This window comes from Mesorhizobium sp. ESP7-2, assembly GCF_020164715.1.
In the GTDB taxonomy this organism is placed as follows: domain Bacteria; phylum Pseudomonadota; class Alphaproteobacteria; order Rhizobiales; family Rhizobiaceae; genus Mesorhizobium.
On sequence record NZ_JAIUGQ010000018.1, the window covers coordinates 25,247 to 40,319 of the forward strand.

The window sequence follows — 15,073 nt, forward strand, 5'->3', positions numbered from 1 at the left end:
CTTACACAGGAGTGACGGTCATGCGATGGGGCAGTTCAGCCTTGGCATTGGCGGCCATGCTTCTTGCGACGCACGTCTTTGCCGATCCGCTTCAGAAATCGGAAGACATCGTCAAGTTCTTCGCCGGACAGACCGGCAATCTGGGTGCCGCGCGCGGCATCTGCGTCGGCACGGAGGAAGAGTGCAAGAGCAAGGCCGAGAAGACCGGCTCAGCTCAACAAAAGACCGGTCTCGACATGATGATCAATTTCGCCCTTGATTCCGCGCAACTCGACCAGATCGCGCGCACCGAACTCGATGAGTTCGCCAAGGCACTGAAGGACAATCGGCTGAGCACGTTCAGCTTTGTCGTTGAAGGTCATACCGATGCAACCGGCCCGGATCGCTACAACCAGGACCTGTCGCAGCGGCGGGCCAAGTCGGTGGCCGCGTTCCTCGAAGCGAGCGGCGTTCAATCGGCGCGGCTCGAAGCGATCGGCCTGGGCAAGTCGCACCCGCGTGTCGCCAATCCCTACGATCCGGTCAACCGACGCGTGGAAATGCGCATCAGGACCGAGTAGGCGGTCGCCGCCAGGCCGATCCTTAACAGCGACACTGGCAAGGAATCTTGTCAAAACGCCGATTCCCCCTTGATGCCTACTGATCAATGTTTGAGCGCGCTGCCGATCACAACGCCGCTGCCGAAAATGAGCGCCCTGGCCAGGAAGTCATTATTGTCTCTCGGCGGCGGCTCGTCGCGCACATTGGTCTCGCTGCTGCGCCTGCGCTGGACAACCTTCTGTTGCTTGTGTGGCACCGGCTTCAGGGTGCGGGACTTCTGCACGACCTGTTTCTTCGGCGGCGCCGTAGTCTGCTTGCCCGCCTTCAGCTGGTCGATGTCGAGCCTTGCCACCGTGGCGAAGCGGCCGCTCGGGAATTGGTCGAGATACGCCTCGTAATAGGGAATGGCGTTGTTTTTCGAGGCCTCATCCCAAAGGCGTTGCTCGACCTCCCAGGATGGCGGATCGCTGGCCACCGGCTCAGGGGCGGGCGAGGCCGACGTCTTGGCTGCATTGGCGATCGGCGCCGCCGCGGCTTGTGCCGCTGGCTTGCCAAGGAAAACCTCGCGCCCCAGCGATGCGTTGTGCCATGGGCGCTGCCGACCTTGCGTGGCTTCCGTCACGTCGCCGCGCACGCGCGTCAGCGCGCTCTGGATCTCGACGCCGGGTTCGGTCAGGTGCTTGGCCAATGCCAGGGAGTAGGGGCTGTCGACACCGTTGCCGTCGAAAGCGACGGCGCCGGGATCGGTCGCATAAGCAATCAGGACACCGCCGGTGCCGACGCCGTCTGCCTTTGCATCCACCGGCGCGAGGCCGGCGCCGAGCGAGCGGCTCTTGGGCAGCGCCGTGGCCAGCGTGCGAGCGAGCGGATTGTCGCGGCAGGCATCGAGGATGATGATGCCGACGGCGGGATCGGCAGGCAGCGCCGCCATGAACTCGTCCATCTGAACTGTGCGGGTCTTGAGATAGGCGGGTGAAGTCAGGTCGGTATCGACCGGTATGAGATAGTTCTTGCCGTCGACCTGCATGCCGTGGCCGGCGTAGAAGATGACCGCGAGGTCCGCGTTGTAGGATTCTTCGGTGAATTTGCTAATCAGGCCATGCATGCCGGCATTGTCCTGGTCGACGCCTTCGATCACTTCGAAGCCGGCGTTGCGCAGCGTCGACGCAATCAGGTGGGCATCGTTCGCCGGGTTAGGCAAGGCAACGGCGTTGACATATTTGCTGTTGCCAATGACCAGTGCGACACGCTTGCTCTCGGCTGTTGCGGCCTGGACGCCGAAGGCGGCAAGGATGGAAAGGACAAGTCCGCTCAAAAGGATGGCAAACAGTTTCATGGATCAGCCCTCCGGCCCATCGGGGCACGGAATTGATGTCTGTGCATGCTCAATTCGTCAGCGACAATGTCGCTTCGTCAAAAATGGCTCTCAGGCTTATGTCGCCCCGACGACAGTTTAGGTTCACCGGGTGCACTCTGGCCTCTGCAAATATTTGCCGATATACCAGCCGTCAGTGTCAAAATCGTCGACCAGGCAATCGTTGTGTCGCTTTTGAGCAGGGACGGTCACTAACCTGGCTCAAGCCTCTCTTGGATTGAATTGAGCAGCGCGGTTATCGCCTGCTTGTACTTCTCGAACTCCGGCGACGTCTGCCGCACCTCGGTCGTGGTGGTCGTCGGCTGGGTCTGATCGGTCACCACGCGCGGCACTTTCTGCCCCATTTTCCGCTCGGCCCAATCGATGACGTAACCGACGGTCTTGCCGGTCAGGAACGGGTTAGCCTGGATGACGGCTGATCCCAGCACGGCGCTCAATTGCGACGAACCCGGCGCCGCCAGCACCTGGTGCGCCCCCTCCATGCCGAGGAAATGGCAAAGATACAGGCGACCGGCGGTGATCTGGTGGCCGCGGGCGCGCAGGTAGGCCTCCCCTTCGCGCGCCAGATTGCGCACCATTTCGCGCGACAGCGTCGCGTCATAGCGAAGCGCGAGCAGGTCGCCGGTCGAAAGCGATCGGGCAAGGTCGGGACGATAGGTGTTCATCATCCGGATCCAGGTCTTGGTGATGAACTGGCCGGCGCCGGTTGCCGACGAGTTGGGGTTCTTGGCGCGAGCGCTGCCGCCGCTTTCGACGTGGACGATCCGGTCGGTCAGCGTCTCGACCGCGGAATCGCCGGGCCCGCCGGAACTGACGGAAACGGCGGTGGCGACTGCGGTGACTGTCCCGAGCGGGTCGATCGCCTCGCCGTTCTCGTAGAGCTCGAAATGCAGATGCGGGCCCGTCGAAAGCCCTGTAGTGCCGATATAGCCGATGACGTCGCCGGCCTTCACCTTGGTGCCGACACCGCTGGCGATGGCGAATTTTTGCATATGCGCGTAGCGCGTCTCGCGGCCGTTGGCATGCGTGATCTTCACCAGATTGCCATAGCTGCCGCCATCGCCCTGGAAGGAAATCTCGCCGTCGAAAGCGGCCATGACAGGCGTCCCGACCGGAGCCGCCCAGTCGACGCCCTTGTGGATCCGAACCGTGCCGAGGATCGGATGCTTGCGTGGGCCGAAGGTCGACGTCATCACCCCGGCGACCGGCGTGACCATGCCGTTGCTGACGGTCAGCGAACGAACCTGATCATCGCCGGTCACGCAGGCATACTGGCCATCGCTTTGCTGGAAGACGAAGCAGTCGAGGTTCTTGTCCTTACCCTGGACGCCGACATAAAGCACCCGTCCGGAGATCTCGCCCTGGTCGCGCGGCCTCTGCGAATAGATCATCACCAGACGCTGGTCCTCGCTGGCGAAAGCGTCGAGATCCTGTCCCCTCGACAGATACATGATCGCTTCGCCGATCACGCTGGTCGGCACCTTGTTGCGTGCCGCGGTCGAGTAGATTGCGTCGAGCAGGCGGTACTGCCGCTTGGGCCCGCCCTGGTCCGAGGCACCGGAATAGTTGAAGAGGTCCTCGCTCACCCAGGGGTCGACCCCTGAAACGAAGGCGCCCGCTGCGTTGCGCGTCAGCGTACCGACATAGACGTTCCTTGTGTAGACCGAGACTTGCATCAGCGACAGCGTCGTCGTCTCGCGGTTCGGCCGGAAGCCTCGCATGGCGACCACAAAACCGGCCTCGAGCCCATCTCGCTTGAACAGCGCTTTCAGCGCCTCGCCCGCAAGCCTGGCGTCCTCCTCGGAGAAATGCGCGTCGAGCGCCACGCTTTCCAGGCTGCGGTCGTTGAGAATTTTCACGAAAGTGTCCTCTGTCGCCGCGAAGCGCTGATATTCGCTGGTGACGGTCGCGACTGTGGTGTTGTTCTCGATAGCGGTTCTCTTGAAGGCGGGGAGCGCTGCCTCTCCCTGGTCGATGGTCTCGCCCCAGCCGGCCTCGGGGGAGTCTGCGTCGGCTTTGGGCGCCGAACCGGCGGGGATATCGCCCGCGTCCGGCGGCGCCTGCAGGTCGTTCGCCAGATCGCCCGGTTGGTCGTTGGGCGAAGGTGCGGGCGAGGTCGGTTGCTGATCGTCTGGGCCAGTTGAAGGCTTCGGAGCAGTCTGCCGCTGCGCCTTGAAGAAGGCAAAATCCTCCTGCGTCGACGGGATCGTCGTCATGAACTTCTCGCTGGCGCTCAACATCACGTCGGACAGAATCTCGATCTGCGGCGAGGCCCCGGAACTATCGAGTTCGGCCGGGCGCGCAACCGTGTGGCCCTTCGCGGCGGTGTCCGCATCGGGCGCCAGCGTGATCCACATCGGGTCACCGGCAAGGTCGATGATGGCCGGCACATAGACCGAAGCGTCGGGCGGCACGTCTTCCATACCTTCGACGGGATGCAGTTCCTCATCCTCGTCGCCGAACGACCAGTTGTCCTTGGTAAGATAGAAGCCGGTGGCGATCGCGATGACGGTGAGCGTTGCAACGCCAGCAAGAACGCGGCGCCAGAGTTTGCGTCTGCGCTCGACCAAGCGCGCCAGCTTCTTCTGTCTGAAGCTCGTGTCGATGCTGTGCGTCACGGGCTGTTTCCGGTCAGGAAATAGGTCCAGCGCACCTGCTCCAGCGTATCGACCTCGACGAAACGCGCCGCGATGTGACCGCGCTGCCAGCAATCCTCGATGCCACGGATGGAGAAGCGGCGCCGATCAACGCACATCTCGGTCGATCCGTTGAGGATCGCGTGGCCGAACACGTCGGTCGCGTAGAGGTAGATGTAGCGGTTGGCCAGTTCCTCGCGGATAATGTTCACGCACTGGTTGGCGCCGATGGTCCACCAGCCATCGGTCTGATCGGCATTGTCAACCTTCTGTCCGACGGCAAGGTTGACGACGTCGAGCGTCTGGTTGCAGACAGTGAATTCGGCATGCGCCCTGCTCGTCGAGAGGACAACGAGCAGCGCCGCGCCGAACAGCGCGGAAAATGCCAGGCGGTGGGAGAAGTCCGGCAATAATCGAAACCAGCTACGCTTTGTGCGTGACGAGGGCTGGCAAAATGAATGCGAGGGGCGAAGGTCCATCGGCGTTCATATCTATCCGCCGAGCCGGAAATATTTGGCGGTGGCGGAAAACCGCGAGCCGTCGGAGCCGATCTCCTCGAGGATCTTTGGCAAAAGCTCGGAGACCGGTGTCGGTCTCGAGAACATCGCGGCCTGGATGTCCTTCGGTCCGGTGATCACCAGCATGATCTGCGGCAGGGCCTTGCCGGCCGCCTTGTCGGCGGCGCCTAGACCGATGGGGATGTTGAAAGTCGCCTTGTCGGCTTGCGCCACGATGCGATCGTCGAGGTTGAAGGCGATGCCCCTGTGGTCGATCAGCATGACGTTGGAAACCAGCCCGCCATGCGTTACCAGCGTGCCGCTGATCGGCGCGCCATCCGGCACCGATGTCCGGTCGAGAACGAGCTGCGGACTTTCCGCACGGTTCCGGTCGATGAAGCGCAGGAAGTTTGTCACTTCACACTGGGGTTGCTCGATGAGACGGACGCTGATGTCCGGCTCGACATGGAACCTCGACCGAAAATCATTGAGCATCCGCTCGAACGGCTGCACGGCCCTTGCGAAGCCCTCGATGGCGGGGGTGCTGGCGTTGTCCGGTGTCAGCGACGCGTAGAAGCAGTCGCCGCCGCTGAAGTCGCGCACCCATGAGGCGCGTTGCGCCGTCTCGTCGACCGCCTTCGCCGGCGGCACCGCCGGCTTGGGCACATTGATCGCGACTTCGGTATTTTCGGGCTGCGTGGTTACCGGCAACTGCGGTTGTTGGGACGGCTGCGCCGCCTGCGTTGGCTCTGATGGCGCGGTTGGTTGCGGCTGGCTGGCGGTCGGGGTCGGCGCCGGCTGTTCAGCCGGCGGGCTGGTCGGCTGCGCCGGCACGGGGCTCTGCGCAATCGGAGGCGAGGAGGCGTTCGGCTTGGCCAATTTGGACAGCGTGTCGACGAGGTCGGTTGCGCTTGGTTTTGTCGCCGGCGGGGTTGCCTCCTGTGCCGGCTTGCCCTCTGCCACCACCTGGCTTGGCTCGAACGCCTTCGGCGGCGCGCTGGCTGGTTTTGACGAGTTCGCACTCTCCTCAGCCTTTGGCACCGGCACTGCCGTTGGCGGGTTCGCGGCCGGCGTCTGGGCAGGCTTGATCTCGACCGAGGGCACTTGCGCTCGATTGTTGTTGGCCGTCAATTCGGACTGGGCGGCCGGCGCCTGCTCGGCGGGCTGCCGTGATTCTGTCGCCGGCGGCACCTCGGGCTTGGGGGTCGGTACGGGGATTTCGGTGGGCTTGGCCGGCTCCGGCGTCTGCTCGCCCGCCGCCTCCGCCTGGTTCTCAGCCGGTATTGGGGTCTTCACCTGTACATCCGGCAGGGCAGGTGGCTTCACCGTTTCGACGGTGGCAGCGCTGTCAGGTTTTGACGGCTCCGGCCGAGGCTGCACCGGTGATTGTGGCTGAGGTTTCGATGCTTCCGCTTGCGGTGTTTGGGCCACCGGCTTCGGTATCAGAGGCTTGAGTTCCTTTTCGGCCGGCGATGGCGCCAGCATGCCACTGAAGTAAACGCCGCCCCCCAACAGGACCGCCAGCGTCACAAGGCCGCCAGCGATGGCCGGCATCCGCGACGATTTTCGCGGCCCAGCCGGCGTGGTGGCGCTGGCCGGCGCGGGCGTCGGCGCGGACCCTGGTTGCGACAGATGCGCCGGCCGCACATGTTCAACGAAGCGCTGTTCGCCCGGAGGCACTGAAGGCTGGAGCCTGGACTCGGTCAGCGCCGTCCAGCCGGCGCGCGGCAAACCGGAGCGTTCACGCGAACCATACGATGCCGGCGGCAATGTCACGTCGACATCCTCGCTACGCGTTGCCCTGGCGATCTCGGCCATGCTGGCCGGCCGATCGCGCGGATCCGGCTGCAACATCGCGCCGATAAGCTCGTGGAAATCGGGATCGATGTCGGACAGGTCCGGCACGGTCCGGCGTTTCTCGATGACCTCGTACTGCGTGCCGTTCATATCGAGCGGCTTTCCGCGCAATGCGGCGGCGAGCACCAGTCCGAGGCTATAGATATCGGACTGCTCGCTAACCTCGCCGCCATAGAGGCCGAGCTGTTCCGGGGAGACGTAATTGTATTTGCCAGCGAACTTCCCGCCGATCAGCGTTTCACCGCCTGCGGCCGCCGACCGAGCGATGCCGAAATCGATGATCTTGGCGCGTTCCACCCGCCCGCCAGGCAGGATGATGTTGTCCGGCGAGAGATCGCGGTGAACCGCGCCCGCCTGGTGCACTGCGGCGAGCCCCGACGTCAGGCGATGGCAAAGCCGCCGCACTTCTTCCCCCGGCATCGGTCCGCGACGCATCACGTCGAACAGGGACTGGCCGTCCACGAACTCCATCGCGAGATAAGGGCGGCCGATCCTCGGATCGATGGTGAAGACGTGATAGCGCACCACCGCGTCATGCGACAGATGGTTGAGGATCGACGCTTCCTTGCGGAACAGCGACAGGATGGTCTGGTCGCGGGCGAATTCGGGCAGTACGATCTTGATCGCCACATGGTCGCCGGTCTGGATGTTGTGGCCGCGGTAGACTTCTCCCATGCCGCCGGATGCGATCCTCTCGTCGAGTTCATAAATGCCGCTGAGCTGGGTCCCGACGCCAGCATAGGTGGCATCCGTCGATATCCGGGTCTTGTCGTCGCTCATCTCGCCAGGCTCTCCGCTTCGGACCGATCCGAATGGAGCGCACCGTTGCGCCCGCCGCCGATCTTCACGAGTACGATGGTCACATTGTCGGTTCCGCCGCGCGCCAGCACCGTCTCCAGCAGGCTTCGGCACGCCGCCTGGGGCGTTGCGGATATCACCGCGGCTTCGATCTCGGCGTCGCTGACATGTGCCGTCAGTCCGTCGGTGCTCAGGACGAAAACATCCCCCGGCATCAGCTCGCCCTGCTGGAAATCGATCTCGAGTTCATCGCTGACGCCGACGGCATGGGTGATGACATGGCGGCGCGGCCAGGTAAGCGCTTCCTCCGCGCTGATCATGCCGCGGTCCAGCAACTCCTGGACCTCGGTGTGATCCTTCGAGACCTGAAAGATCGCGCCGTTGCGGACCAGATAGATGCGGCTGTCGCCGGCCCACAGGCCAGCGAACCGTCCGTCCATGGCAAGCAAAGCCGCGAAGGTCGAGCCAATGGTGATGCCGCGGGATCGCGAGATGTTACGGATCTCGGAATTGGCGCGGCTCAGCCGGTCTTCGAAGCGCGCACGAAGGTCTGGTGCCGAGCTCGCAATGCCGATCGTCGCCAGATGATCGACGATGCTGGCCGACGCGACCTCGCCGGCCTCGTGCCCGCCCATGCCATCGGCCACCACCCACAGGCCGGTCTGCGGCTCTATCAGGTAGTTGTCCTCATTGTGGTCGCGCACGCAGCCCTTATGGCTCACGCCGAAGCATTCGATGGGAAGGGCGACAGAGCTCAATTTGCCACCAAGCGCTTCGCGAGCGTCCTCTGTGACCAAGCATGGGCAGGGTGCCCAGGCCACTTTGCCACAAGCGCATACGTTAGAGTACCGAAATGAACGCTGCGGCCGTCGGTGCGCTGGAACACAGCCATGTCAGAACGCCTTCGGACAGCTGAAGCCGGACAGGGCCGGCAGCAGGAAGGGGTTAGGCCCCGGTCCGGTCTGTATCGTGTAAGCGACGTCTCGTCCGCCGATCACGAAACGGGCTTCGGTGTTGGCGCCATTGCCGGTGATGGTCGCCTTGTCCAACAGACGCCTCAAGGCCCACGGTCCTTCGAATTTGAGAGCGGAGTCGCGGCCTGGCATTTCCGGCATCAGGCTGAGGCTGGCGGAACCAGAGGCAGTGCTGTTTGGCCAGGTCACTGTGCTTGGCGCGCTCCCCGCCTGGCTACTTTGGACGGTCTGGCCGTCGATGTTGAGAACCGCGTTGTTAGCGTCGCTATTCAGCGAAAAAGGCGTGAAGGTAATCGAAACCGACGGCACCGAGCCGCCGGAAGGGAAGAAGGCGCTGCGGATTTCGGCGGCCGCTTGAAATGATTTCAAGGTCGACTTCGCCAGGTCGCGGCTGGAGCGGACATCCTGCCTCCAGGTCCATTCCTGGCCGGTCATGTCGATCAGCGGCGCAAGGTTCTGCGCGAAGAAGCGGTCCATCAGCCCGCCCGGCGCGAAGAGTTTGGCGAAATCCGCTATCGAGATCTCTTCGGTGCCGTCACTGGCGAAGGGATAGCGACCGTTGACCGTCTCCTCGCAGGCTCGCGTGACCGTCTGGTCGAGATTCTGGTTGAGGTTGGCCACCGAGGCTTCGGCGACATTGCTTTCAAACTCGTCCGCTGCCGCGTTGACCATGCGCGCCAGCGGCTTCGGAAGGCGGGAGGCATTGGCGCGCAGCGTGGAGATCTGCAACTGCAGGTTGGCGTTGACGCGTTCGGTCTGTGAAGGGACATCGGCCGAAAGCTTGAGGCTTTGAAGGATTTCGCGGAAATTCCGCGTCAACGCATCGAGCGGCCGCCGTCCACTGACGCCGCTCACCAGGGCCTGGAACGATCGAAACTGTGCCTCGACGCCCGCGCCGGCATTCTGCGCGACAGCCGAATCCAGTCCGGCTCGGCTCTGCGACTTGCCGCCGGCGATCTGCAGGCCGATGCGTGCCAGGCCTTTGGCCATGCTGGGTGGGTCCTCTTGCGCTGCGCTGCTCTCGCCCTCGGCCGTGGTGTTCTGCTTCGTCAATGCAGTCTCATCGGCGATCGCCGTGAACAACTGATCGAGAGGCGAGTCCGACGCGGCGAGGGCGGAAAGCGCGAGATATTGCGGCTTGTCCTTGAGCAACGCCTTGAACTTTAGCTGGTCGAGCACGCGGTTCCATGCGGAGGAGAATTCCTCGCCGTAGCGGTCGATCAATTCGGGACCGAGCTTGGGCAGGTCCTGGTCGATGCCGCCCTGTTCGCCGCCTCCGCCGAGCACCCACTGGTCGTTGACGAGCATTTGCGCGATGCGCGACAGCTGTGGCAGGAAGAAGCGGTTGAAGCCGGCGCGCGTGTAAAGTCCAGGAACGTTGAGATCGGCGAGATCGCTGCCATCCATGCGTTCGAACAGCAGCTGCGCCTCGGGGCCGGCTTTCGCTGCAACGGAGAGGTCTTCCAGCCTTGCGGCGTAGACCGCCGACTTGATCAGCGCCGAAGCGCGGTCGGCAAGGCTCATGCGCCCAAGCGAGCGTTGCGCGGCTTCGATCAGTGGCTGGTTGAGTTCGAAGACGGGATCGTAGGCGTCGTCGAGCGCGAGCATGGCGCGCAGATGCTTTTCGAGCTGCGCGCGGCCCTCGCGGTTGCTTTCGCCGGGATAGCGGTTCTCTTCCCAATCCTGCCTCATCCAGGAAACGATCAACTCGTCATCGACCTTCGGGGCCTTGCCGCCCAGCATCAGGTAGATCTTCAGCGGCTCGTAGAGCGCGATCGGATCGGCCATCTTGGCCTGGATGGTGCGCTCGGCCTGCACCAAGAGCCGCGAGCGGAATGTCCGCTCGAGCGCTTGCCGATAGGCAGTTCTGGAGGCAGACAGCAGCCTCTCGTGCTGGCTAAGCCCGAACGTCTCCTCGATCGGCTTTGCCTGGTCGCCGTTCTCGAAGCCGGCGGGCAGGTTGCGCAGCTGGTCGAGCGGGCCGATGACGTTTTCCAGGTCGACGTCGGTCACCGTCGTGCTCTTGAGCAGCGAATCGGCGCTGTCGCGATACTGCGCCATGGCCTGCCTGGTGGAGGTGATCAGCGACTTGTTGGCGAAGAAGCTGAGGCCAAAGGCGCCGAGCGCCGCCAAGGCCGCCAGCGCAATCGCGGCGAGGCCGACAAGTCTCGCGAGCCTGGTGCGCCGTTCGGCCGTTCGGTCGAAGGATACCCAGCCCGATTCCGGGAAGATCACCTTGGTCAGGAGATCGTGCAGGAAGAAGCTCTTGCCTGTGCCGGAAAGATGCGCCTGCGAGGTGGTGCCGAAGCTGCGGCCGATTGCGCCCAGCACCTGGTCGAACGGTGTTCCTTCCTGGGTACCAGAGGAGAAATAGAGGCCCCGAAGGCTGACATTCACCCGCAATCGAGAGGCATCGAACAAACTGCCGATGAAATGCGTTATCCGGTTCCTGAGGGCACCGAACTGCGCCGGGAAGCCGAAGATGGCGATGCGCGCTACCGGGTCGGCCTCTTCCTCCAAGCGATCGACAACTTCTTCCGCCAAGCGCTTCGCCAGACCGTCGAATTCGGCCGGCGCCTCGCCGGCCATGTTCCTTGTGCGATCGACGGTCTGGAACGTCGTGCCCCACACCTTGCGCCTGCGCGATTCGTCGAATTCACCGAAATACTCCATGAAGCCGGAGACGAGATCGGCCTTGGTAAAAAGCAGATAGACGGGAAACTGGATCTTCAGCGTCTCGTGCAATTCGCGCAGGCGGCTTCTTATCTCGGTGACATGTGCCTCGATATGCTGGTCGTCGAGGCCAATGAAATCGGCGAGGCTGATGGCGAGGATCACGCCGTTGATCGGTTGCCTGGCGCGGCTTTTCTTGAGCAATCCGAGGAAAGCAAGCCAGCTTGCCTTGTCGCGCTCGCGGTCCGATTCCTGCGTCGTATAGCGGCCGGCCGTGTCGATCAGCACCGCTTCATCGGTAAACCACCAGTCGCATGACCGCGTGCCACCAACGCCCGCCACCGGCTGGGCATTGCCGGAGCCCGCAAGTGGAAATTTCAGCCCGGAATTGACCAGCGCCGTCGTCTTGCCGGCGCCTGGCGGGCCGATGATGATGTACCAGGGAACGTCATAAAGGAAGTTGCGCTTGCGGCTCGTCCGCTTCAGCGTCGCTATGGCTTCGCTCATGCGCGCTTCGAGCATCTGTGAATCGTCGCTCCGCTCGTCGCTGCGCACAATGGCCATTTCGAGCGCCTTTTGCGCCTTGCGCCTTTGCCAGGAGCGAATGCCATAGAACAGCGCCAGCACCGCGACGGTCACGCCGATGATGACCGCCCTCAGCCACACGGATCCAAGCGGGCGGGTATCGGCGAAGCGGATCAGCGGTCCGGCATACCAGACGGCGGCCGAGAAGCCGACCAAGGCAAGCACGCTGAAGATTCGCAGCACCCAGCGGATCAGCCGCTCCTCGCCGCGCTCGCTCACAACGACCCCTCCTTCGGGATCATCACGTCGACGCGGCGGTTCTTGGCGCGGCCGTCCGCCGTCGCATTGTCGGCGATGGGCTCGTCTTCGCCCTTGCCGTCGACGCTCAGGCGCGATGGATCCTTCAATCGCTTGGCGATCATGGCCTGCACCGCTTTTGCACGCGCGACGGAAAGATCGAAATTCGACTTGAACGTGCTCGACTTCTTCGGCTTCACATTGTCTGTGTGGCCGACGATCTTGATGGGCCCCGGTTCGGCATCGAGCGCCGTGGCGATATCCGCCGCGATGGGCTGGAACTGTGCCGTCAACTCGGCCTGGCCGGATACGAACAAAAGCTGGTTGCTGATCGCGACAACGATGAAGTCGCCCTTCGTGCCGACGCTCAGTCCGCCGCGGGCGATCTCCTTGGCGAGTGCAGTACGGATGCGGTCGATCTGCGTGGTGTTTGGAGGAGCGCGTGGCGGCGGGTTGGCTTGCACCGGTTCGGCGGGTGTCGCCACGCTGGCGCGTTCAATGGTGACCGGGGTGGAAGGATTGAGCGCCAGCAACTCGCCGGCGGTCGCGTCGCCTTCGTCGGTGATCAATACACGCAGCCCGAAAAAGGCGGCCGTCACAAGGGTCGCTGCGGCGGCTGCGATCGTCCACAGAGGCAGCCGCCCTCCTGGCCTGGCCATTGCCGCCGCCATGGCTTGCCACCGAGGCGAAATGTCCTCGGCGGCGCGCGGCCTGAAATAGCGCAGCGTGTCGTAGACGTCGCGCCGAACGCGCTCGAGTTTGTTCCGTTCGCCGGACAATCCCCGATACTGGCCCTCGAACCCCAGCGACAGGCAGGCATGCATCAATTCGAGCAGGTCGTAATGCGCTTCAGGCTTAGCGAGGATGTTGTTCAGCGCTCCATAGAAGCCGGTGCCTGTCGGTCGTGTGTGGAAAAACTGCACCACCAGACTGTGCTGAAGCCAGGTTTCCTTGTTCGGCCAGGGCAGGTTGCCGACGAGATCGTCGGCGGTTTCGCAAAGCGCAAATTTCGCGATCCGTGCGTCTTCTTCCCCAATACCGGCTTTGGCAATGGTATGATCGAAGGTCTCGATGGCGTCTGCGATATGCTCCGCCAAGGCTGCGGCTTGCCGTTCGACCGGTATCAGCCGGAACTGACCGAACAGCATGAGCAAGGGGGCTGCGGCGGCAAGGATAGGGTTTGTCGCGGCATACTTCACGCCAGCGATGGCGTCGAGCAACGCGTCCTGCTGCAACGCCGGTGCCGCCGAGGGCTCAGCTCCGTGGCTGGCCCCCTGAAAGACCACCGTTCCGGACGACCAGCCGGGGGGCATTTGTCGGCCGAGGCCGGGGTCGAACACCGTCGATTCCCTGGCGGGTGATGGAGCACCGGAACTATCGGGAGCCACGCGCGGCTTTTGCCTTGGCCGTGGCGCACGGATGACGGTTTTGTCCGGCGGCTCGGAGGGATCGTCCTTCGAACTCATCGGCGCACCACCGTCGAGGTGCTATGGGGATATTCCAGGCGGGATGATAGGGGCGTACCAGGCAGGGTATCAACAGCGTGCCGGATGGAAAGACTGATCTTGCCGAAACATGACATTCCTGCACACGCCCCAAGCCACGCCGCTTTGCCAGCCAAGCAAGCACCCATGCGCTATCCTAGTCGCACCCGAAGCCGATTGAAATCGGAAAGCGGGAGGATCAAGGAAGCGGCTCCGTCTAGCGGTCCCTCACACAGCCCGTAAGGGCGTTGCTGACGACATTGGCCGAGCGCGGCTATTTCTGCTTGCCAGGCTATTTCTGCTTGCCAGCCTTCGCGTAGGCTTCTGCGAAATAGGCGAGGAAGACGTCCAGCATACCGTTTTCGTGCTTGTCCTCCATCGTCCGCCACGTTGCCACGAGCGCATCCCAGGCTTGGCTTTTCCTGGATGAAAAGGACGCAGGCGGGATTCTTTTGGCGATCGCCTCCGGCGACAGGTCGTCGAGCAGCCTCGAGAGCGCGGCCTGCATGGCGGCGTAGGTCGCGATTTCGTGGGTCTTCAGGTCGCGGAACGCATCCTCGATGCTATGCCTGGCGTCGAGATAGCCGGCCCGGCGCTTGGCAAACATGATCTCGAGTATGTCGTCGGTGCCCGGCACGAATTTCAGTGGGTTGTTGTCATCGGCGCCGATCATCGTGCGGTGCGCGCTTTTGGCGAGCACCTTGGCCGCCGCGCGCGCCTTGAGCAGCAAGGACAGTTGCTCAACCGTGGTTCTCAACACCGCACCGATCTCGGCAGCGACGTCATTCGGGTCGCGCGACTGCAACAACTCCGGCGATAAGCCGGCCGCCCTGGCGATATCGCGCAGTATCCCGTCCGCTTCCCCTGGCTGCCTGGCCGGGACAGCGGGGCTGGGCTGCAGCACTGGGGACGTCGACACCGGCGTTGCCTCCGCCGGCTTGAGGAATAGTGCGCTGCCCAGTTCCAGCGGCGTTCCCGTCGAGGGCGGCAACTCGCGTTGCGTCGAACCGGTCCTGGCTTGGGGATGACCGGTGGCGACGCGCTCTTCGTCGACCGAAACGGCGACGACATAACGGCCGATCAGCAGCCGGTCGCCTTGGGCCAGCCGATGCGGCGCATTCATGCGCTGGCGGGAGCCGTTGACGAAAGTGCCGTTGCGCGAGACGTCATGAAGCCAGAACGAGCCAGTTTGATAGCGGACTTCGCAATGCCGGCCCGAGATGATTTTTTCAGGGTCCGACAGTGTCCAATCGCAATTTTCGCGCCCGATTTCAAAACTGCGGTCGCGCGCGGCATAGCTCGTCGCGACCCCCGGCGGCAGCCCATCAACATTGCTGATCTGGAGCGAAATGAACATTCGAAGCCACTGTCAACGCTGAAATCCAAGGCATTCTAGCAGCTTGCCAGCGCGGTGGGA

Annotated in this window: 9 protein-coding genes; 1 reads left to right on the top strand and 8 read right to left on the bottom strand. The window is 63.4% G+C overall.

Features of this window, described 5'->3' with window-relative positions; translation table 11 throughout:
* Positions 1 to 20 precede the first annotated feature (20 nt).
* A complete protein-coding gene (locus LB543_RS18205; protein WP_224615056.1) occupies positions 21 to 560 on the top strand; it encodes an OmpA family protein in 540 nt (179 codons plus the stop codon).
* An 83-nt stretch (positions 561 to 643) separates the two neighbouring features.
* On the opposite strand, the gene LB543_RS18210 is transcribed toward LB543_RS18205, so the two are convergent.
* From LB543_RS18210 to tagH, 8 genes are all read right to left on the bottom strand, one after another.
* The gene (locus LB543_RS18210; protein WP_224615057.1) at positions 644 to 1,876 is read right to left on the bottom strand and encodes a caspase domain-containing protein; all 1,233 of its coding nucleotides are present in this window, start codon (positions 1,874 to 1,876) and stop codon (positions 644 to 646) included.
* Between the two features lie 230 nt (positions 1,877 to 2,106).
* The gene (locus tag LB543_RS18215) at positions 2,107 to 4,533 is read right to left on the bottom strand and encodes a M23 family metallopeptidase (RefSeq protein ID WP_224615058.1); all 2,427 of its coding nucleotides are present in this window, start codon (positions 4,531 to 4,533) and stop codon (positions 2,107 to 2,109) included.
* Complete coding sequence (locus tag LB543_RS18220) at positions 4,530 to 5,030, bottom strand: DUF1036 domain-containing protein (protein ID WP_181178779.1); 501 nt, start codon at positions 5,028 to 5,030, stop codon at positions 4,530 to 4,532. Before LB543_RS18220 ends, LB543_RS18215 begins: the two co-directional genes overlap by 4 nt.
* Positions 5,031 to 5,042: 12 nt before the next feature.
* Entirely contained in the window at positions 5,043 to 7,685 is a 2,643-nt protein-coding gene (locus tag LB543_RS18225; RefSeq protein WP_224615059.1) for a serine/threonine-protein kinase, read from the bottom strand.
* Positions 7,682 to 8,461 (bottom strand): PP2C family protein-serine/threonine phosphatase, encoded by a 780-nt coding sequence (locus LB543_RS18230; protein WP_224615060.1) that lies wholly within the window; start codon positions 8,459 to 8,461, stop codon positions 7,682 to 7,684. Before LB543_RS18230 ends, LB543_RS18225 begins: the two co-directional genes overlap by 4 nt.
* Positions 8,462 to 8,596: 135 nt before the next feature.
* Positions 8,597 to 12,130: a type VI secretion system membrane subunit TssM gene (gene tssM / locus LB543_RS18235; protein WP_224615109.1), complete on the bottom strand. Its 3,534-nt coding sequence runs from the start codon at positions 12,128 to 12,130 to the stop codon at positions 8,597 to 8,599.
* A gap of 20 nt (positions 12,131 to 12,150) precedes the next feature.
* Complete coding sequence (gene tssL / locus LB543_RS18240) at positions 12,151 to 13,638, bottom strand: type VI secretion system protein TssL, long form (protein WP_224615061.1); 1,488 nt, start codon at positions 13,636 to 13,638, stop codon at positions 12,151 to 12,153.
* Between the two features lie 310 nt (positions 13,639 to 13,948).
* The gene (gene tagH / locus LB543_RS18245) at positions 13,949 to 15,013 is read right to left on the bottom strand and encodes a type VI secretion system-associated FHA domain protein TagH (protein WP_224615062.1); all 1,065 of its coding nucleotides are present in this window, start codon (positions 15,011 to 15,013) and stop codon (positions 13,949 to 13,951) included.
* Positions 15,014 to 15,073: the final 60 nt, after the last annotated feature.

Bases quoted from the DNA above. Each gene is read 5' to 3' on its own strand.
- LB543_RS18205 (WP_224615056.1), top strand. From the start codon at position 21: ATGCGATGGGGCAGTTCAGCCTTGGCATTGGCGGCCATGCTTCTTGCG.
- LB543_RS18210 (WP_224615057.1), bottom strand. From the start codon at position 1,876: ATGAAACTGTTTGCCATCCTTTTGAGCGGACTTGTCCTTTCCATCCTT.
- LB543_RS18220 (WP_181178779.1), bottom strand. From the start codon at position 5,030: ATGGACCTTCGCCCCTCGCATTCATTTTGCCAGCCCTCGTCACGCACA.
- LB543_RS18225 (WP_224615059.1), bottom strand. From the start codon at position 7,685: ATGAGCGACGACAAGACCCGGATATCGACGGATGCCACCTATGCTGGC.
- tssL (WP_224615061.1), bottom strand. From the start codon at position 13,638: ATGAGTTCGAAGGACGATCCCTCCGAGCCGCCGGACAAAACCGTCATC.
- tagH (WP_224615062.1), bottom strand. From the start codon at position 15,013: ATGTTCATTTCGCTCCAGATCAGCAATGTTGATGGGCTGCCGCCGGGG.